The organism is Streptomyces sp. NBC_01288, from assembly GCF_035982055.1.
Lineage (GTDB): Bacteria > Actinomycetota > Actinomycetes > Streptomycetales > Streptomycetaceae > Streptomyces.
The window spans coordinates 1,254,979-1,273,219 of record NZ_CP108427.1 but is presented as its reverse complement, the minus strand read 5'-3'; the positions used below and the strand labels follow the sequence as shown (position 1 = coordinate 1,273,219).

Here is an 18,241-nt window from a genome sequence, read left to right as displayed (position 1 = left end):
CGGTCGGCGTCACCGTCAGGGTTTCACGGCCACCGCCCCGAACTGCGGTACCACGGCCGGGGAGCCGGACTCCGGGCGCCAGCGCGAGCACGGCACCAGGCCCGGGTCGAGGAGGTCGAGCCCCTCGAAGAACGCGGCGACGTCCGCGCGGCTGCGGGCGGTGATCGGGGGAGTGGCGTTCTCGTTCCAGAACTCCATGGCCGGGACGTTGCCCTCGCCGCCGAGGTCGGCGTCGAAGGTGGGGTGCGTGAGGACCAGGAAACTGCCCGAGGGGACCGCGGCCATGACCTCGCGTACGACGTTCCGGGCGTCCTCGGTGTCGAGGATGAAGTTGAGGATGCCGAGCATCATCACCGCGACGGGACGCTCGAAGTCCAGCGTGCCGGCGGCCCGTTGGACGATCGACGCCGGGTCGTGCACGTCCGCGTCGATGTAGTCGGTGACGCCCTCGGGCGTGCTGGTGAGCAGGGTGCGGGCGTGGATCAGCACCAGCGGGTCGTTGTCGACGTAGACGATGCGTGCGTCGGGTGCGACGCGCTGGGCGATCTCGTGGGTGTTGTCGACCGTCGGCAGTCCGGTGCCGATGTCGAGGAACTGCCGCACCCCGCGTTCGGTGGCGAGGAAGCGCACCGCGCGGCCGAGGAAGTCCCGGTCGGCGCGCGCCACTTCACGGATCACCGGGAACATCCCGGCGACGTGCTCGCCTACCTGCTGGTCGATCTCGTAGTTGTCCTTGCCGCCGATCCAGTAGTTCCACACGCGGGCGTTGTGCGCCACACCGGTGTTGAGCCGGGTAGGTCCCTCTGCCGGGGTGTCGCTGTCACTCACGTCGTGGCTCCTTGTCGCCGGTCTGACTCGTCAACTCCATTGTGCCGTCAGGTGATCACTCGGCCCAAGGGTTCGCGGCGCTCGGGACGAATGTTCCGGCCGATGTCCTCCGGGAGTGGCGGATTCGGTGAACTGTCAGTCCAGGTTGCCGGGTTGGGCGGGAGGGGTCCGGCCGGCCAGGACGTCCTTCAGATGCGAAGTGCCGTCCTGTACGGCTGTCTTGGTCGTGTCGCTCTCGGTGCCGTCGAGGCCGCCGGAGGTGACGGTGATCGCGTCGGTGCCGACCCGGACGACGGCCAACTGCACGGTGAGCGTGGTGGGTTCGTTGCCGCTCGTGCCCGTGACGGTGACCTGGAGACCCTGGCGGGCGTCGCCCACGGAGGGCACCGGGTCCTCGATGACCTGGACCGTCCTGTGGCCGCCCTTGGAGTCCGTCGCGGTGAACTGGTCGCATTTCACCGGCAGCGTCTTCAGCCAGTTCAGTGAGGCACCGAGCGCGGCCCGGTCGTAGGCGGCGACCTGGTACAGCAGCCGCGAGTCGCTCTCCTCGAACCCGGTCAGCGCGGACGCGCCGGACGGCTTGCCGAGGAGGGTGTCGTCGTAGAGCGCGTCGAGCAGTTTCTGGCAGTCGGCGGCGTTCGTCTTCGCGGTGAGGAAGTCGGCGACGTCGACCTTCCCGACGACCAGCTTGTCGCCCCAGCCGGCGGCGCCCTTGACCTGCGTCCAGCTGTCTTCGAGATCGGCCTCGGTGATGAGCGCGGCCTTGGCTCCGGCCGGGGTGAGGACGGCGGCGGCGGACTTCTCGGCGCGCGGCGAGGCGGACTTCCCGGTACGGGGTGAAGCGAGCGGGGACTCGGCGGCGAGGGGGGAGGCGGCTACGTCGGAGGCGGTGTCGTGGTCCGCACCGCCGCCGTTGCTGTCGCCTCCGCCGGAGCAGGCCGCGCAGGTCAGCAGGGCGCCTGCCGCGAGGACCGAGGCGAGGACACGGACAGGGCCGGCGGGTCGGGAGGGCGGGCGACGGTGCATGGCGGGGCCTCCGGGGGAGTGGCAGGTGTGTCCCCAGCGCACCACCGGGTCGGCGGGCCCTCCAGTGGAGGGGGCCGTTCGGGTGAGTGACGGGGGGTAGGGGGTGTGTGCTCGCAGGCGGGAGGCAGGGCAGGGTGGCGCGCCCTTGTGGGTGGGAGATCGGCCGGGGTGTCCGGTCCTCCGGGTGGGGGAGTGCGGCTGGGCGCGCCGGTCTGTGGAGCGAGGGTGTGCTTGGGCGTGCCCGCTGTTCTTCCGGGTGGGGGACATGTCGGCGGACTCCGTCCTGCGGGGCGAGGAGCGGGCCGTTCACACGGGGTGAGGGCGGCTGGGTGAACCGTTCCTTCCGGCGAGTGGCTCGCCAGCCTCGTCCTCCGGGGTGGAGGGCACCCCGGGTGCGGCGACTTCCGGGTGCCCGGCGCGGCAGACCGTCTCGTCCGCTGGGGGTGGAGGGGCGCGCGTGGGTGTGCCGTCCGCTCGGGCAGGCGGCACACCAGTGAGTCGAGTCCTCCAGGGTGAGGGGCACGCCGGGTTGCAGCGTCCCCCGGGGTGCCCGGCGACTCAGCGTGCCCCGTCCTCCGGCGGGCCGGAATGCCGGTGCGGTAGATGCAGACGATGCTCATGGGGCTCGCGCGGCGGCCGGGGTTCGTGTTCCGCGCGGCGCGCCCGCGCCGCGAGTCCCGCCTCCAGCACATGCACCGTGCGGCCGCCGCACTTGGGGCAGATCGCGTCGGCGAGGGGTGACCTGAGGGCCTTGCCCTCCTCGTCGACGTACTCCTGAGTGGTCAGCCCGGAGGCGTCGGTCGGGTTGGTGAAGAACATCACCTGGAAGGTGGCCTCCCAGCAGTGGCCGCAGTCACCACAGGTGAACGCGAAGGTCTCCGGCACGGCTCGGGGTTCCGCGGTCATGGCAGGGTCCTCCGTCTTGTGGGGCGGTCGGTTGCGTTCCGGGGTGATCGGTCGGGCGGCGAAGCAGTGCCCCCAGCGCACAACGCCGCAGGTCGTACGGCAACTCGAACGCCCCGCCCGGCATGCCCGTACCCCCGCCCGCCCCGACACTGGCCCCAGGCCGGGACAGCTCCGGCCGGCCGCCCGCCACGCTGACGCGAAGGAGTGACCATGCTGCCCGGATTCCTCACCAGGGCGGTCGAGTTGCTGCTCGGCAAGCAGGGCCGCTCGCTCCACCTGAAGACGGCGGGCGCGGCGACGGCGGTACTCGGCGTGGTCATGCTCGTCGGTTCCTGGGCGGTGGTCGCCGCCGAACAGGGAGCGCGCGGCGCCAATCTGACGACGTACCCGAAGGCCCTGTGGTGGTCGATCGAGACGGCGACCACCGTCGGATACGGCGACTTCTACCCGGTGACCCTGTGGGGCCGCGTCGTCGGCTCGGTGGTCATGGTCACCGGTATCACCACGTACGGCCTCGTCACGGCGGCCCTGGCCACATGGTTCGTCGGCCGCGAACAGCGTCGCCGGCATCATCTCGCCCACGGGGCGGAGGAGTTGGGCGAGGAGGCGGTGCGGGCGTTGCATGAGCGCTTCGACCGGTTGGAGCGGATGGTGGCCAGGAAGGGAGAGGACTTGGGCGGGTGAGGTGACGGGGGAGACAGGCCTACCACCAGGAGGGGCGAGGAACCGCTCGCCGACCGGGCATGGGCGTGGCCCCTACGACCCTCCACGCGCGCGATGCCGCCGACCGCGGCGCCTCTCCTCAGCTCGCCGATCGAGGCCGCTTACTCGGATCGCCCGGTCTGCTCGGCCAAGGTCGCCGCGCCGAAGGCATACCCCTCCCACAGCCGCCGCGAGGCCTCCTCCGGATACGCCGTGACCACGGGCTCCGCGTCCAGCACCTGCACCGCCCGCCTCTCGGTGTCGTACGCGGGCCACCCCGGGTCACCCGTCCGCGCGAACGCCGTCCAGGACGCCCGGAAACGGGACGACAGCGCCAACGCCTCGGCCGAGGGCACGACATCGGCGAACAACAGATTCCCCAGGTCGGCGGTGAACGTGCCGAACAGCAGCGGGATGTCGAGGCCGTGGCAGGCGCCCAGCACTCCGCCCAACCCCGGTGCGGGCCACGTGAGTTCGTAGACGTGGACGCGTCCGCCCGCGGCGGCCTGCGCGTGCGCGAGGTGGAGGCAGGGCATGCGGAACACCCGGTCGGAGTGGACGAGTTCGTACAGCTCACCCGGGGAGGCGTCCGGGAAGGCGCTGCGATAGGCCTGTTCGGCATCAGGGCCCGGGCCGAACCGGCGCAGTGCGGACGACGCGTCCTCCTCGGTGATCTTCCCGAGTCGGCCGCCGAGCACGGTGAACAGGCGGAACTCGTCCCGGTTGTGACCCAGGATCAGTTCCACGTCCCGGGCCGCACCCGCCGCGACACCCTGCCAGGGTGTGGTGGGCAGCACCTCGCCGTCGACGACGGGTGCGAAGGGGCTCAGTGTGTGCGCGAGGCCGCCCCAGCGGTCCTCGTATCGGTCCATCTTGGCGGTCAACGTCTCGCCCGCCGTGGGCAGTTGACGCGGGTCCACGGTCGCGAGGTCGGCGGCCGTGGGGCGCAGTCCCGCCTCGGCGGCGATCGCGGACGCGATGTCCCTGGCCAACTCGTCGGAGAGGAAGGGGCCCGGCGTACTCTGCGCGACGGCCCGGTGGAACAGTCCGGCGGCGCTCGGCATGACCAGCAGCGAGGCCACCGATCCGGCACCGGCCGACTCGCCGAAGACGGTGACCTGTTCGGGGTCGCCGCCGAACGCGGTGATGTTCTCCCGCACCCACTCCAGCGCGGCCACCTGGTCGAGCAGCCCGCGGTTCGCGGGGGCGCCGTCGATCCGGGCGAACCCCTCGATGCCGACGCGGTAGTTGAAGGTCACGACCACCAAGTCGCCGTCGCGGGCGATGTGTTGGGCGTCGTAGCCGGGGCTGCCCGCGTGTCCCAGCTTGTAGGCGCCGCCGTAGATCCACACCATGACCGGTCGGCGGGCGGTCGGATCGGGCGCGGGTGTCCACACGTTGACGGTCAGCCAGTCGTCGCCCGTCGGTCCCTCCACCACGCCCCTGCGGCCCTGGAATCCGGACTCCTGCGGGGGTGGCGGACCGAAGTCGCGGGCCTCGCGCACGCCGTCCCAGCCGCGCACCGGTCGGGGTGCCTGGAACCGGGCCTCCCCGACGGGCGGTTCGGCGAACGGGATGCCGCGGAAGACCGCCAGCCCGTCCTCCCGCCGCCCGCGCACCGCACCGGCGCCGAAACGTACGACGGGCGCCTCGGCCGAACCGGCCGCCGTGTCACGGGAGTTGGGTGTCGTCATCGTGGACTCCTCGTTGTGTGCCGGGGCGTGCGGGGCGTGCGGACGAGCGGAGGGCGGTCGCCGTCCCGTACCGCGCGGGACGGCGACCGCCGTGTGCTCGATGGCCAGACTGCCTTACGCCGTGGCCTCGGCGACCTCGGGAGCCGGGGTCGGCTCCTTGTCGGCGGGTGCCTCAACTGCCCTACGGCCCTTGGGAATCAGGCTCGCGAGGAAGAAGGCCAGCAGCGCGGCTCCGGCACCGATCGCCATGACCACCTTGAAGCCGTTCTCCGACGGAAGGGCGTAGCCGCCGAAGTCCGTGGTCATCTGGGCCAGGATCACACCGGCGATGGCACTGGCGAAGGAGGTGCCCAGGGACCGCATCAGGGTGTTGAGGCTGTTCGCCGCGCCGGTCTGGGACGGGTCGACCGCGCCCATGATCAGGGCGGGCAGGGCGCCGTAGGTGAAGCCGACGCCGGCACCGATGATGCAGGACACCAGGATGAGGTGCCAGACCTCGGACATGAGGAGGATGTTCAGGCCGTAGCCGGAGGCCACGATCAGGGCGCCGATCATCAGGGTGACCTTCGGGCCCTTGGACTTGGTGACGCGGGCGGACACCGCGGACATGGCCATCATGACCAGGCCCTGCGGGGCGAGCACCAGGCCGACCGCCAGCATCGACTTGCCCAGGCCGTAGCCGGTCTGCGTGGGGAGTTGCAGCAGCTGGGGGAGGACCAGGGACATCGCGAACATCGAGAAGCCGAGGGCGATCGAGGCCAGGTTGGTGAACAGCACCTGCGGTTTCGCGGTCGTACGGAGGTCGACCAGCGGCTGCGAACTGCGCAGCTCGTACCAGCCCCAGGAGAGCAGGATCGCGACGGCGGCGAAGCCGAGGGCGAGGGTCGTCGCGCTCGTCCAGCCCCAGTCGGAGCCCTTGGAGATCGCGAGCAGCAGGGAGATCAGTCCGGCGGAGAGCCCGAGTGAGCCGACCAGGTCGAAGCGTCCGCCGGTGCGGACCTTGGACTCGGGCACGACCAGCAGGACCAGCAGGAAGGACAGGGCGCCGAGGACGGCGGAGACCCAGAAGAGGATGTGCCAGTCGTAGCGGTCGGCGAGGAAGGCGGCCGAGGGCAGACCCAGGGCACCGCCGACGCCGAGCGAGGCGCTCATCAGCGCGGTGGAGCCGGCCAGCCGGTCGCTGGGCAGCACATCGCGCATGATGCTGATGCCGAGCGGGACGACCGCGGCGGCCAGCCCCTGGAGCGCGCGGCCGATGACCATCGGGACCAGCGAGTCGGCCAGGGCGCAGACGACCGAGCCCGTCACCAGCAGAATGATGCTGGTCAGCAGCATCCGGCGCTTGCCGAACATGTCGCCGAGGCGGCCCACGACCGGGGTGGCCACGGCCGCGGCCAGCAGCGTCGCGGTGACCGCCCACGCCGTGTTCGACGCGGAGGCGTTCAGGTACTTCGGCAGCTCCGGGATGATCGGGATCACCAGGGTCTGCATGAGCGAGACGACGATTCCGGCGAGGGCCAGCACCGCGACGACGGCGTTCGACCTCGGCGGAGCGGAGGAACCCGCTTCGGCGGGTCGGGCAAGGGCGTCGGACATGGCGGTGCCTCCATCGGGAACGAGCTGCGATGAGCTGGACGAGCGGACTTGCTTGACTTACTCAACCATAATGAGATTGATTGAGTTAAGCAAGTGCATTCTGGGTGGGGGTCCGGTCGGGGGAGAGCAGCGGCAGTTCGGTGACGACCTCGAAGCCGCCCTCGGGGCGGTGACCTGCGCGCAGTCGGCCACCAGCGGAGAGCGCACGCTCACGCATGCCGATCATGCCGTACCCGCTGCCGGACGCGGGGGACGAGGGCACCGTCGTACCGCCGTGATCGGTGACGGCGATGCTCAGCCGGTCGTGCGCGTAGCTGAGCCGTACCTCCGCCGAGCCCGTACCCGCGTGCTTGGTCACGTTGGTGAGCGCTTCCTGCACGATGCGGTACGCCGTGAGGTCCGCACCGGCGGACAACGGCCGTGGCCTGCCTTCGGTGTTGACGGTGACGGACAGTCCGGCGGGCTCGAACGAGGCGGCCAGCTCGGCGAGTTGGGCCAGTCCGGGTGCGGGCCCCGACGGGGTCTCCGAGTCGTCGGCGTGGCGCAACAGGCCGACGGTGGCTTTGAGTTCACGTACGGCCGACAGCGTCGTGCCCGCGAGTTCACCGGCGATCCGCTCGGCCTCCTCGGGCCGGGTGTGCATCAGCCGTACGACCGTGCCTGCCTGGAGGTTGGCCAGGACGAGGTGATGGGCGACGACGTCGTGGAGGTCGCGGGCGATCCGCATGCGTTCCTCGGTGACACGGTGCCGTGCCTCCTTCTCCCGGGTCCGTTCCGCGTGGTCGGCGCGGGCCCGCACCGCCTCCAGGTAGGCCGCGCGGAGCCGGGTCGTGGTGCCGAGGGAGGTCGGCAGCAGCAGCCAGAAGACCGGCCCGACCAGCTTCAGGACCAGCGGTTCGGTGTCGGGGCCCACGACCAGGGCCGTGCCCAGGAGCAGGGCGATGCCGAAGACGGTGAAAAGGTTCGCGGTGGTCCGGTCGGAGCCGCGGGCCAGGGTGTAGAGCGCGACCATCAGCGGTCCGATCACCAGGACCGTGAGGATGTAGCCGAGGGCGGCCACGGCCATCGCGCAGCAGAGGGTGACCACCACCGTGGCGCGCGGCAGGGTGCGCCGCCACAGCAGGGCGAGGGACGCGACACCCGCGACCAACACGCCCGGCCACCAAGGGGCTTCGAGGTCGCGGCCCGGGAGCGTCATCACGCTGCCCGGGAAGGAACAGGCGAAGAGCGCGGCGGCGACGATCAGGTCGACAGCGCGGGGATGGCAGCGCGGCAGGCGCTGCGGACGGTGGTTCATGGCGCGGGGATCATGACGTGGGGGTTCCTGTCCGAGAAGGCCGGCCGTCCGCGGGCTCCCGGCATCGGCCCGTGGCCGACGGCGGGAACCCGCGCGCCCGCGACTACTCGTCGAAGGTGACGACGATCTTCTCCGCCGCGCCCGGCGTCAGCGCGAGCTCGAAGGCCTGTCCGACCTCGGCGAAGGGCACACGGTGGCTGATCAGCTTGGCGAACCGCTCGTGGTGCTCGACGATCTCCCGCGTGACCTCGAAGATCTCGGTGGGATAACCCTGCGAGGCGATCAGCGTCAGCTCGCTGCGCAGCATCCCGCCGAGGTCGATGTCGGCGCCCTTCTTCTGTACGGCGACCATCACCAGCTTGGCGCCCCACTTCGCGGACTCGATCGTGGTGTTGACGACCGCGGCGACACCGGCGGCGTCGATGTAGATGTCCGTACCGGGGCGCGGCTGGCCGAGCGCGTTGGCGGCCCGGCCGTGCAGCTCGGTCAGCCGGGCCGTGACATCCTCCTCGGCGGAGTTGATCACCGCGTCCGCGCCGACGGCGAGCGCGGTCTCCAGGCGCGAGGCGATGACGTCCGCGACGACGACGTGCTCGACCCCGCGCAGCTTCAGCCAGATCGCCGCGCCCAGACCGATCGGCCCGGCACCGAAGATGACGACCTTGTCGCCCGGCTCGGCCCCGGAACGGTTGACGGCGTGCCGGGCCACGGCCATCGGCTCGTTGAGCGCGGCGACGTCGAACGGCACGGTGTCGGGGAAGACGATGACGCTCTTGCCGATCTCGCAGTCCTCCAGCAGGAGGTAGTCGCTCATGGCACCGTGCCTGCCGCCGCAGCCGATGATCCCGGAGGGCGCGCCCTGCGGGTTGACGACCACCCGGTCCCCGGCCTTCAGGCCCGCGACCTCGGCGCCGACCTCGACGATCTCGCCGGCCGGCTCGTGGCCGAGGGGGACCGGGGCCATGGCGCCGCCCGGTCCGAAGGGGCCGCCGCCGATGTGCAGGAAGAAGGTGTCGGTGCCGCAGATCCCGCAGGCGCGGATCTTCATGAGGGCGTCCTTCGGCCCGGGCACCGGACGTTCGACGTCCACCACGTCGATCTTGTCTACGGCGCCGGTCCGCACGGACTTCATCGTGGCCATGAGGGGCTCGCTTTCCATGTGCGTGAGGGGATGCGTGAGGGGTGTCACCGGCCCCGGCGGCGGACGGGGGGAGTGCTCCGGTCGCCGGGACCGGTGACTGCGCCGTACTCCGTCCCCACGGTTTACGGCGCGACGGGGACGCCTCCGCTTAGGCGGCCCCAGCTCTTGGCTTACTTGAGTTAGGCAACCATAAATGCGTTACTTGAGTCAAGCAATCGTTTTCAGTCTTGCTTGACTCAGGCAAGTAGCTGTTACGGTGGGCGCATGTCCACACCGCCACCCGTAACAGCGCCCGTTCCGGAGGACGTAGCCGAGATCGAGCGGGTCCTCACCCGTATCGCCTACCTGGCGGGGCGGGCCCGGCAGCACGAGCGGCTGATGGCGCTGGCCGGGCTGCCGCTGGACCGGGCCGCCGTGTCGATCCTCCGCTACATCGCCGAGAGCGAGCCGCTGCGGCCCGGTGTGCTGGCGGTCCGGATGTCGGTGGAGGCATCCCATGTCACGCGCCAGCTAAGGCAGTTGGAGCAACTCGGCCATGTGGTCCGCATCCCGGACCCCGACGACGGCCGCGCCCAGCGCGTCCAGCTCACCGACAGCGGCCTCGCCGCTGTCAACCGCATCCGGGACGCGAGCCGCCGCGGCATCGAGATGGCCCTGATCCACTGGTCCGCCGAGGACCTACGGCACCTCGCGGGCCTCTTCCACCGGCTGGTCGACGACTTCGTCAACCATGCGGAGGCGGCCGTGGACGTGGAGACGTCCGCCTGACGGGCTGGGGAGATCTCCGGGACCGCGTCCCCGAGCTGCCACTGGACGCTGCTCATCGTCCCGCCTCGGCTGGACCAGCTCGTCGTAGCGCTGCCGGGTCACGCTGCCGACCATCCCGGTCATCAGGACGCCACCGCCGCGAACCCCGGGGACAACACCCTTCCTGCCCATGCGGCCACCGTTGGGCGAGACCCGATGTCCGCCCAGCCTTTGCCCTCGGCGGTCAGCAGAGTACGGCGGCTGGTCTGTCAGGGACGCCGCCACCCGCATCCACACACCGAACAGCCGGTAGAGGCTGGGCAGAGCGCCCTGCGCCTGGACCGTCCGCGTGTCTGCCAAGGTGAATGCCCAGGTGAGCGACCTGGTTCGGAGTGCGTTTCGCGACCGTCCCACACCTGACCGACCTGACGGTAGCGTGATCGACATGGCGGCTGAGGGTGAGACGGCAGAGGGCGAAGCCCTGGCCGGCGGCATGGCGAACGCGGGCGCGGTCTTCCGTCACGGTGCCCTGGTGGAACGCCCGGCGCCGCGCACCGCGCGCGCCCTCCACGCTCATCTCCTCGCGCTCGAAGAGCGTGGGTTCGACGCGGCTCCGAGGCCGATCCGGCTGACCGCGGACGGCCGCGAGCAGCTGACCTTCATCCCGGGCGACGTCGCTCTACCGCCGTTTCCGCGCTGGGTGATGACCGGGACCGCGTTGAGATCGGTGGGAAGCCTGTTGCGGCGCCTGCACGACGCCAGCATGGACATCGAGGTTGACGCATGCGCTGACTGGCCCCGATCCCTGGCCGACCCGGCGGGAGGAACGATGCTGTGCCACAACGACGTGTGCCCGGAAAACGTCGTCTTCCGCGACGGCCGTGCCACAGCCCTGATCGATTTCGACCTGGCGGCCCCCGGCCGGGCGGTATGGGACGTTGCCATGACCGCCCGCTACTGGGTTCCCATGCTTGATCCCACGTCCGCGGCGGTTCTCCATCCCGCGGGGCTGGATGCCCCGGCACGACTGCGCATCCTTGCCGACGGCTACGGTCTCTCCCCGCAGGAGCGCGGTGAATTGCCCGGCGTCATCGAACAGGCCACCGCATCCTGCCGGGCCTTCGTCGCCGATCGAGTGGCCGACGGCGACCCCGTCTACACCAAGGCGCTGTCCGGGCAGGGTGGTTGGCCGCGTTGGGACCGCATCCAGCAGTGGCTGGTGGCTCACCGCGAGATGTTCACGGCTGCCCTGTTGGAATGACCGGCCAAGAGGTCAAAGAACAAGCTCAGGCAGGCAAGGGGTTGTGTCGGGTTCCTCCTGACACAACCGCTCAGCCCGGCGTCTCAGGCCTCAGACCTCTCAGGCCTCTCAGACTTTGAAGCCGACACCGCCGTACAACGAGACCGGCCCCTCGCCGAGCGGTGTCTCGCCCTCCGCGAGTTCGGGGTGCCACTCGGACACGGACACGATGCCGGGCTCCATCGGCTCAAGTCCCTTGAAGATGCTGCTCACTTCGGCGTGCGAGCGGGCCACCAGGGTCACCCCGCCCGCCGCGTAGGCGGCGATGCCCCGCTCGACCTTCTCCCGTTCGAGGTCGGCCGTCATCGCGGACAGCACGAGGCAACTCCCCGGCGCCAGCGCGTCGATGAGGGTCTCCACCAGCTCGTGGGCGCCGTCCTCGTCCGGGACGAAGTGCAGCAGGGCGATCAGGGACAGGGCGATCGGGCGGTCGAAGTCGAGGACGCGGGCCGCCTGTTCGAGGATCGTGAGCGGTTCGCGGGCGTCGGCCTGGATGTACTCCGTCGCACCCTCGGGCGTGCCGCGCAGCAGCGCCGCCGCGTGGGCGAGGACGATCGGGTCGTTGTCGACGTACACGACCCGCGCGTCCGGCGCGGTCGACTGGGCGATCTGGTGGAGGTTGGGCGCGGTCGGTATGCCGGTGCCGACGTCCAGGAACTGGCGGATGCCCGACTCCCGGACCAGCATCCGCGTCGCCCGCTGCATGAACCAGCGGTTGGCACGCGCGGTCCGCGGGGCGCCCGGGTCAAGTGACGTGATCTGCCTGCCGAGTTGCTCGTCGACCGGGTAGTTGTCCTTGCCGCCGAGGAACCAGTCGTACACCCGCGCCGGATGCGGCTTCGATGTGTCGATCCGCTGGACGGCCGGCTCTGTCCCGGTCACGCGATGCTCCTCTGCTCGACTGCGCGCTACGACGGCCCGCACGGGCCGGGTACGACGACTCCCGCGGGCTGTGCGAGAAGTTTGGCACGGTCATGCCGACCGGGTGGCACCGTTCAACACCCCGTCCAGGAAACGGATCAGGTCCGCGAAGACCTCCGCCCGGTTCGTCTCGTTGAACACCTCGTGCCGGGCGCCCGGATACACGCGCTCCGTCAACTCGCCCCCGCTCAACCGCTCGACGCCGACACGACTGCCGGCGAGCGGGACGAGCCGGTCGTCACCGCCGTGCAGCCAGAGCAGGGGGAGTCCGCCAATGTCCCCCAACTCGCCTACGGTCTTGAGGGTTTGGGCGAAGGCCTCCAACGTCGGCCGCTTCATCGGACCGTGCCAGACGAGCGGATCCGCCGCGTACGCCGTACCGACGCCGGGGTCGCGGGACAGGGCGGCCGGGCTGATCGGGATGTCGGGGATCTCGTCGAGGGCGAGCAGCCGGTCCGGCAGTTCCCAGGCGCCGATCACCGGTCCGGACAGCACGAGCGCGGCCAACTCGTCGCCGTAGCGCTGCGCGAAGCGGGATGCGATCAGGCCGCCCATGGAGTGGCCGATCAGGACGAGGGGGACGCCCGGGTGGGTGGCGCGGGCAAGGTCGGCGACGGCGTGCAGGTCCGTGACCACGTCCTCGAAGTCCTCGATCAGCACGCGCTCGCCGGCCGACGTGCCGTGGCCCTGGTGGTCGGGGCCGAAGACCGCCGCGCCGTTCGTCAGCAGTACGGCGGCCAACTCTGCGTAGCGGCCGATGTGTTCGCCGTATCCGTGCGCGACGAGGGCGACGTAGCGCGGGTGTTCGTGCGGCCACTCGTGTGCGGTGATCGGGTTCCGGGTGCCGGAGAGGACATGCTCGCGGGTGTCGTCCACACCCGAAAACTAGCATCGCTCATCTGATGCCTCGGTCCGCGGTGGGGTGGCAGGGGCCATCTGACGAGACACTCCTTACGCTGCCAGATGTAAGGACATACCATCGGTTCTCGCATGAACACAATGACTCTCTGGCACATATCCGGCTGGGAATTCGCCGCCCTCGCCGCCGCGGCCCTGCTCGTCGGCTTCTCGAAGACCGCCGTGAGCGGGGCCAACACGGTCAGCCTGGCGATCTTCGCGGCCGTCCTGCCCGCCCGTGCCTCCACCGGCGTCCTCCTCCCGATCCTGATCGTCGGCGACGTCCTCGCCGTCCTCACCTACCGGCGGCACGCCCACTGGCCCACGCTGTGGCGGCTGTTCCCGGCGGTCGCGGCGGGGGTCGTGATCGGGACGCTGTTCCTGGTGTGGGCCGACGACGCGGTCGTCCGGACGTCGATCGGGGCGATTCTGCTGTTCATGGCGGGGGTCACCCTGTGGCGCCGGCGCAAGGCAGAGGCGGCGGCGAAGGGCGCGGCGGGGGCGGAGGGTGCGGCGGGGGCTGCCGACGAGCCGGACTCCGTCGCCACGAGGTCGGGCCGGGCGAAGGCGCGCTCGTACGGTGTGCTCGGTGGCTTCACCACGATGGTCGCCAACGCGGGCGGCCCGGTGATGTCGATGTACCTGCTCTCCGCGGGCTTCCGGAAGCTTGGCTTCCTCGGTACGTCGGCGTTCTTCTTCCTGATCGTCAACGTGACCAAGGTGCCCTTCAGCGTGGGCCTCGGCCTGATCGACGGGCACTCCCTCCTCCTTGACGCGGCGCTCGCGGCGTTCGTCGTGCCCGGTGCGTTGATCGGCAAATGGGCTGTGAACCGAATCAACCAGCGATTGTTCGAGCAACTCGTGATCGCGGCGACGATCATCGGCGGCCTGCAACTGCTCCTCCGCTGACCCCTCGGCCCCGTGACCTCGTACGCTCGCCGCATGTCCCCGCACATCCTGATCCTCGGCGGCACCACCGAGGCACGTGAACTGGCAGCCGAACTGGTGTCACGGCGGCCAGCGGTCCGGGTGACCACGTCCCTCGCCGGGCGGGTGTCACGGCCGGGGGCGCTGGCCGGGGACGTACGGATCGGCGGGTTCGGCGGAGCCGAGGGGCTGGCCGCATGGCTGCGGGAGCAGCACGTGGACGCCGTCGTCGACGCCACTCACCCCTTCGCCGAGACGATCACCGCGAACGCGGCGCGGGCCGGTGCGGCGACCGGATTGCCGGTGGTCGTGCTGCGCAGGCCGGGCTGGCAGCCGGGGCCCGGGGACCGCTGGCACCCGGTCGCCTCACTGGCGGAGGCCGCGGACCTGCTCCCCGGACTCGGGCGGCGCGTCCTGCTCACCACCGGCCGCCTCGGACTCGCCGCCTTCGCCCACCTCGCCCGACCGCACTTCGTCGTACGGTCGGTGGAGCCGCCCGAGCCCCCGATGCCGCCGGATGCCGAGGTGCTGCTGGCGCGCGGGCCCTTCACCGTGGCCGACGAGGTGGCGCTGTTGCGTGAGCACCGGATCGACGTGGTCGTGACGAAGGACAGCGGGGGAGCGGCGACGGCGGCGAAACTCACGGCCGCGCGGGAGGCGGGCGTCCCCGTCGTGGTCGTACGACGACCGCCGTTGCCGGACGGGGTGAGCGCGGTGCCCGATGTCGCCGGGGTGCTGGAGCGGCTGGGGTTCAGCGCGGGGTGATGACCGTGGCCCGGAGACGGTCCACCGCGCGCAGTAGCCCGGCCCGGTTCTTGGCGCTCTTCATCCAGACCGGGAGGCGGGCGACCAGCGTCATCTTCTGACCGGTGTCGTACCAGGGCGCGCGCTCGCGCAGGTCGGCGGCGACGAACCGCCTGATCAGGTCCAGGTGTTGGAGGTTGTACGCCCACAATTCCCCGTGTCTGGTACCGGTCCGCAGCCACAGGGCCGGGTAGGAGCAGGCGCTGGGGTACCGCGAGAATCGGTACGGACGGCTGCCGTCCCGATACAGGCCGCAGGACCGGCAGACCAGGCGGGAGTGCGGATGTGTCCCGCGGTCGGCGCTCGGCGGGGTGCCCGGGCGTCGCTCGAAGTGGGCGATCCGCTCGCAGCGCGGGCAGCGGACCAGTATCGACGACGCGAAGTCGGCGAGCGTGGCGCGCGGGTCGTGGAAGCGCACGGGCGTCGGGGACATGCTCCGAGTATGACCGGAGCCCCTTTCACCGTTCACCCGGTTTTCACGGCGCCGAGCTGGTCTCCAACTCCGCGGCGCGCTGCGGCAGTCCGGAGCTCAGGTCCTCCACGAGGAGCCGCTTGGCGATGGAGTCGACCGCGGCGCGGAGGTCCGTGCCCGAGGGGCGGCCGATGTCCTGCTGGACGCGGTCCTCCAGCCAGGTGCCCCACGCCTTGCCGATGACCTCGGCCTCGCGTTCGCCGGCCGCGGTGTGGGAGAGGAGGTAGCCGTCGCGGGTCAGATAGCCCTCCTGGACCATGCGGTCGAAGACGGGGAGGAGCACCTCCGGAGGCATGTGGCGGCGGGCGGCGATCAGGCCGAGGCTCGCGTGGCCGACCATCCTGCCGAACAGTTCGACCTGCATCACGGCCCAGGCGCCGGCGATGTCCAGCCGGGTGTCGGAGTTCGTGATGATCCGCCGGGCGGTGTCCAGGTCCGTGCTGCCGATGACCTTGCCCACGGCCGTTTCGAGGAGCCGCTGCGAGTCGCCGCCGCGCGGTGACGCGAAGCCCTCGCCCATGTCGGTGGAGCCCTTCCGCGCGCTGTCGCGGAGTTCGACCTGCTTGAGGAAGAGGGCCACGACGAAGCCGATCACCGCGACCGGGACCGTCCATCGGAACACCGTCTGGATGGTGTCGGCGTACGCGTTGATGATCGGCGCGGCGGCGGCGTGCGGCAGCTTGTGCAGGCCCTCGGGGCTGGTCGCCGCCTTGGTGATGACGGCCGGGTTCAGCGCGCTGGTCTTCGCGGCGGAGGTGATCCCGTCCTTGAGGTTGGGGCCCAGGCTGTTGGCGTAGATCGTGCCGAAGACGGCCGTACCGAACGAACTGCCCAGCGTACGGAAGAAGGTGACGCCGGAGGTCGCGGTGCCGAGGTCGGTGTACTCGACGGTGTTCTGCACGGCGATCGTCAGCACCTGCATGCACAGCCCGATGCCGGTGCCGAGCACGAACATGTACACCGATTCCAGGAACGCGCCGGTGCCCGGGCCCATGAGGGACATCAGATACAGCCCGACACCCATCACCGCGGAGCCGATGATCGGGAAGATGCGGTACTGGCCGGTCTTGCTGACCACGTTGCCGCTGAAGACGGACGCGATCAGCAGCCCCATCACCATGGGCAGCGTCCGCACACCCGAGATCGTGGCCGAGTCGCCGTCGACGTACTGCAGATAGGTCGGCAGATACGTCAGCGCGCCGAGCATCGCGAAACCGACGATGAAGCTGAGGATCGAGCAGACCGTGAACACCGGGTTGGCGAACAGCCGCATGGGGAGCATGGGTTGTTCCGCCCGGGTCTCCACCCAGCAGAACAGGCCGAGCGCGATCGCGCCGCCGACGAACAGGCCGATGATGGTCGACGAACCCCACGCGTACTCGTTGCCGCCCCAACTCGTCGCCAGGATCAGTGAGCTCGCGCCGATCGCGACGAGCGCGATGCCCAGGTAGTCGATGACGGGCCGCATCGCCGACTTGACCACGGGGATGGTGCGGGCCGCCGCGATGACGACGACGATCGCGATCGGGACGTTGACGTAGAACGCCCAGCGCCAGGTCAGATGGTCGGTGAACAGGCCGCCGAGCAGCGGTCCGATGACCGTGGCGACGCCGAACACCGCGCCGATCGCGCCCTGGTACTTGCCGCGTTCGCGCAGCGGGATGACGTCGGCGATCAGCGCCATCGCCGTCACCATCAGACCGCCCGCACCGATGCCCTGCACCGCGCGCCAGGCGATCAGCAACGTCATGTTGGTGGAGAAGCCGCACAGGAACGAGCCCGAGATGAACACGATCGCCGAGACCTGGAAGACCACCTTGCGGCCGAACAGGTCGCCGAACTTGCCGACCAGCACGGTCGCGACGGTCTCCGCGAGCAGATAGGCGGTGACCACCCACGACATGTGCGCGGCACCGCCCAGGTCCGACACGATCGTCGGCAGGGCCGTACCGACGATCGTCTGGTCGAGGGCCGCCAGCAGCATGCCCAGCATGATCGTCACGAAGACGACGTTGCGGCGGCGGGAATCCAGCACGGGGGGCTGCTGCGCGGAAGGCAGCGAGGTTTCCTCGGCGACTGTCACGAGGTCACTTTCACACCAGGGGGCCGCCTCTGCACAGTGGGCGGGTCCGCTCGGGTGCCCGCTCCCTGCCCGCTACTCGCCCTTCGGGTGCCGCCGCAGCAGATACGTGTCCATGATCCAGCCCTTGCGCTCACGGGCCTCCGCGCGCAGCCGCTCGATGCGCGGGGCGGCCTCGGCTATCGGACCGGAGGCGAGGATCTCGTCCGGGGTGCCCAGGTAGGCGCCCCAGTAGATGTCGATGTCCTGGTCGGCGTACCGCCGGAACGCCTGGTGCGCGTCCAGCATCACCACCACGTCGTCCACCCCCTCCGGGAACTCCTCGGACAGTCGCCGGCCCGTGGTGATCTGCACCGGCCGCGCGACCCGGTTCAGCCCCGTGCGGTGCCGGGCGACGAGCGCCGAGACACTGCTGATGCCGGGCACGACGTCGTACTCGAACGCCACCGCACCCCGCTCCAGGATCTCCTCCAGGATGCCGAGCGTGCTGTCGTACAGCGAGGGATCGCCCCACACCAGGAACGCGCCGCTCTCGTCCTCGCCCAACTCCTCGGCGACGAGCCGCTCGTAGATGTCCGCGCGGGCACTGCGCCAGTCCCCGACCGCGGGTGAGTACGCGGCGCCGCCGGCCTTCCGGTCCCGCTCCGGGTCCCGCGCCTCGACCAGGCGGTACGTCCCCTCCGGCAGGTGCGCGTCGAGCATGTCCCGGCGGAGCCGGGTGAGGTCCGACTTCACCTCGCCCTTGTCGAGGATGAAGAACACGTCCGTGCTCCGCAGCACCCTGACAGCCTGGAGGGTCAGCTGCTCGGGGTCGCCCGCGCCGATACCGATGACATGAATCTTTCGCACACCCCGAGTCTGCCCCACGCCACTGACAGCCCGTGCACCGCACCGGAACCCATC

17 protein-coding genes are annotated in these 18,241 nt (G+C 70.7%); 5 read left to right on the top strand and 12 right to left on the bottom strand.

All coding sequences use genetic code 11. The features are described 5' to 3' along the window. Window positions 1–15: 15 nt before the first annotated feature. From OG194_RS05695 to OG194_RS05685, 3 genes are all read right to left on the bottom strand, one after another. On the bottom strand, window positions 16–828 hold the full coding sequence (locus tag OG194_RS05695; RefSeq protein ID WP_327399736.1) for an SAM-dependent methyltransferase: 813 nt from the start codon (window positions 826–828) through the stop codon (window positions 16–18). Between the two features lie 135 nt (window positions 829–963). Next, the gene (locus tag OG194_RS05690) at window positions 964–1,854 is read right to left on the bottom strand and encodes a hypothetical protein (protein ID WP_327399735.1); all 891 of its coding nucleotides are present in this window, start codon (window positions 1,852–1,854) and stop codon (window positions 964–966) included. A gap of 558 nt (window positions 1,855–2,412) precedes the next feature. After that, window positions 2,413–2,760: a hypothetical protein gene (locus tag OG194_RS05685; protein ID WP_327399734.1), complete on the bottom strand. Its 348-nt coding sequence runs from the start codon at window positions 2,758–2,760 to the stop codon at window positions 2,413–2,415. 210 nt (window positions 2,761–2,970) lie between these two features. Here OG194_RS05685 and OG194_RS05680 point away from each other — a divergent pair, with 210 nt between their 5' ends. Then, a complete protein-coding gene (locus OG194_RS05680; RefSeq protein ID WP_327399733.1) occupies window positions 2,971–3,444 on the top strand; it encodes a potassium channel family protein in 474 nt (157 codons plus the stop codon). Window positions 3,445–3,584: 140 nt separating this feature from the next. On the opposite strand, the gene OG194_RS05675 is transcribed toward OG194_RS05680, so the two are convergent. From OG194_RS05675 to OG194_RS05660, 4 genes are all read right to left on the bottom strand, one after another. Then, a complete protein-coding gene (locus OG194_RS05675) occupies window positions 3,585–5,156 on the bottom strand; it encodes a carboxylesterase/lipase family protein (RefSeq protein WP_327399732.1) in 1,572 nt (523 codons plus the stop codon). 114 nt (window positions 5,157–5,270) lie between these two features. Beyond that, window positions 5,271–6,752 (bottom strand): MFS transporter, encoded by a 1,482-nt coding sequence (locus tag OG194_RS05670; RefSeq protein WP_327399731.1) that lies wholly within the window; start codon window positions 6,750–6,752, stop codon window positions 5,271–5,273. A gap of 85 nt (window positions 6,753–6,837) precedes the next feature. Further along, entirely contained in the window at window positions 6,838–8,049 is a 1,212-nt protein-coding gene (locus OG194_RS05665) for a sensor histidine kinase (protein WP_327399730.1), read from the bottom strand. 103 nt (window positions 8,050–8,152) lie between these two features. Then, window positions 8,153–9,190, bottom strand: a complete 1,038-nt coding sequence (locus OG194_RS05660; protein WP_327406985.1) for a zinc-dependent alcohol dehydrogenase — start codon at window positions 9,188–9,190, stop codon at window positions 8,153–8,155. Window positions 9,191–9,454: 264 nt separating this feature from the next. Between OG194_RS05660 and OG194_RS05655 the strand changes: the two genes are divergently transcribed. Then, on the top strand, window positions 9,455–9,958 hold the full coding sequence (locus tag OG194_RS05655; RefSeq protein WP_327399729.1) for a MarR family winged helix-turn-helix transcriptional regulator: 504 nt from the start codon (window positions 9,455–9,457) through the stop codon (window positions 9,956–9,958). A 424-nt stretch (window positions 9,959–10,382) separates the two neighbouring features. Beyond that, window positions 10,383–11,198, top strand: a complete 816-nt coding sequence (locus OG194_RS05645) for a phosphotransferase (protein ID WP_327399728.1) — start codon at window positions 10,383–10,385, stop codon at window positions 11,196–11,198. Between the two features lie 108 nt (window positions 11,199–11,306). Here the strand turns inward: OG194_RS05645 and OG194_RS05640 are convergent, their stop codons facing one another. After that, window positions 11,307–12,119: an SAM-dependent methyltransferase gene (locus OG194_RS05640; protein ID WP_327399727.1), complete on the bottom strand. Its 813-nt coding sequence runs from the start codon at window positions 12,117–12,119 to the stop codon at window positions 11,307–11,309. Between the two features lie 90 nt (window positions 12,120–12,209). Further along, a complete protein-coding gene (locus OG194_RS05635) occupies window positions 12,210–13,034 on the bottom strand; it encodes an alpha/beta hydrolase (RefSeq protein ID WP_327399726.1) in 825 nt (274 codons plus the stop codon). A gap of 114 nt (window positions 13,035–13,148) precedes the next feature. Between OG194_RS05635 and OG194_RS05630 the strand changes: the two genes are divergently transcribed. After that, window positions 13,149–13,964 (top strand): sulfite exporter TauE/SafE family protein, encoded by an 816-nt coding sequence (locus tag OG194_RS05630; RefSeq protein WP_327399725.1) that lies wholly within the window; start codon window positions 13,149–13,151, stop codon window positions 13,962–13,964. Between the two features lie 33 nt (window positions 13,965–13,997). Next, the gene (locus tag OG194_RS05625) at window positions 13,998–14,747 is read left to right on the top strand and encodes a cobalt-precorrin-6A reductase (protein ID WP_327399724.1); all 750 of its coding nucleotides are present in this window, start codon (window positions 13,998–14,000) and stop codon (window positions 14,745–14,747) included. Here the strand turns inward: OG194_RS05625 and OG194_RS05620 are convergent. The 3 genes from OG194_RS05620 to cobF form a co-directional block, all read right to left on the bottom strand. Continuing rightward, complete coding sequence (locus OG194_RS05620) at window positions 14,734–15,219, bottom strand: hypothetical protein (protein WP_327399723.1); 486 nt, start codon at window positions 15,217–15,219, stop codon at window positions 14,734–14,736. The two genes, OG194_RS05625 and OG194_RS05620, sit on opposite strands and share 14 nt — an antisense overlap. A gap of 43 nt (window positions 15,220–15,262) precedes the next feature. Beyond that, window positions 15,263–17,341: an MDR family MFS transporter gene (locus tag OG194_RS05615; RefSeq protein WP_327399722.1), complete on the bottom strand. Its 2,079-nt coding sequence runs from the start codon at window positions 17,339–17,341 to the stop codon at window positions 15,263–15,265. 72 nt (window positions 17,342–17,413) lie between these two features. Further along, window positions 17,414–18,187, bottom strand: coding sequence for a precorrin-6A synthase (deacetylating) (gene cobF / locus OG194_RS05610; RefSeq protein ID WP_327399721.1), 774 nt, complete (start codon window positions 18,185–18,187; stop codon window positions 17,414–17,416). Window positions 18,188–18,241: the final 54 nt, after the last annotated feature.

Excerpts from the sequence above, each read along its gene's own strand:
- OG194_RS05670 (WP_327399731.1), bottom strand. The coding sequence starts at position 6,752 with ATGTCCGACGCCCTTGCCCGACCCGCCGAAGCGGGTTCCTCCGCTCCG.
- OG194_RS05625 (WP_327399724.1), top strand. The coding sequence starts at position 13,998 with ATGTCCCCGCACATCCTGATCCTCGGCGGCACCACCGAGGCACGTGAA.
- OG194_RS05655 (WP_327399729.1), top strand. The coding sequence starts at position 9,455 with ATGTCCACACCGCCACCCGTAACAGCGCCCGTTCCGGAGGACGTAGCC.
- OG194_RS05690 (WP_327399735.1), bottom strand. The coding sequence starts at position 1,854 with ATGCACCGTCGCCCGCCCTCCCGACCCGCCGGCCCTGTCCGTGTCCTC.
- OG194_RS05660 (WP_327406985.1), bottom strand. The coding sequence starts at position 9,190 with ATGGCCACGATGAAGTCCGTGCGGACCGGCGCCGTAGACAAGATCGAC.
- OG194_RS05645 (WP_327399728.1), top strand. The coding sequence starts at position 10,383 with ATGGCGGCTGAGGGTGAGACGGCAGAGGGCGAAGCCCTGGCCGGCGGC.
- OG194_RS05685 (WP_327399734.1), bottom strand. The coding sequence starts at position 2,760 with ATGACCGCGGAACCCCGAGCCGTGCCGGAGACCTTCGCGTTCACCTGT.
- OG194_RS05630 (WP_327399725.1), top strand. The coding sequence starts at position 13,149 with ATGAACACAATGACTCTCTGGCACATATCCGGCTGGGAATTCGCCGCC.
- OG194_RS05680 (WP_327399733.1), top strand. The coding sequence starts at position 2,971 with ATGCTGCCCGGATTCCTCACCAGGGCGGTCGAGTTGCTGCTCGGCAAG.
- OG194_RS05620 (WP_327399723.1), bottom strand. The coding sequence starts at position 15,219 with ATGTCCCCGACGCCCGTGCGCTTCCACGACCCGCGCGCCACGCTCGCC.
- OG194_RS05675 (WP_327399732.1), bottom strand. The coding sequence starts at position 5,156 with ATGACGACACCCAACTCCCGTGACACGGCGGCCGGTTCGGCCGAGGCG.
- OG194_RS05665 (WP_327399730.1), bottom strand. The coding sequence starts at position 8,049 with ATGAACCACCGTCCGCAGCGCCTGCCGCGCTGCCATCCCCGCGCTGTC.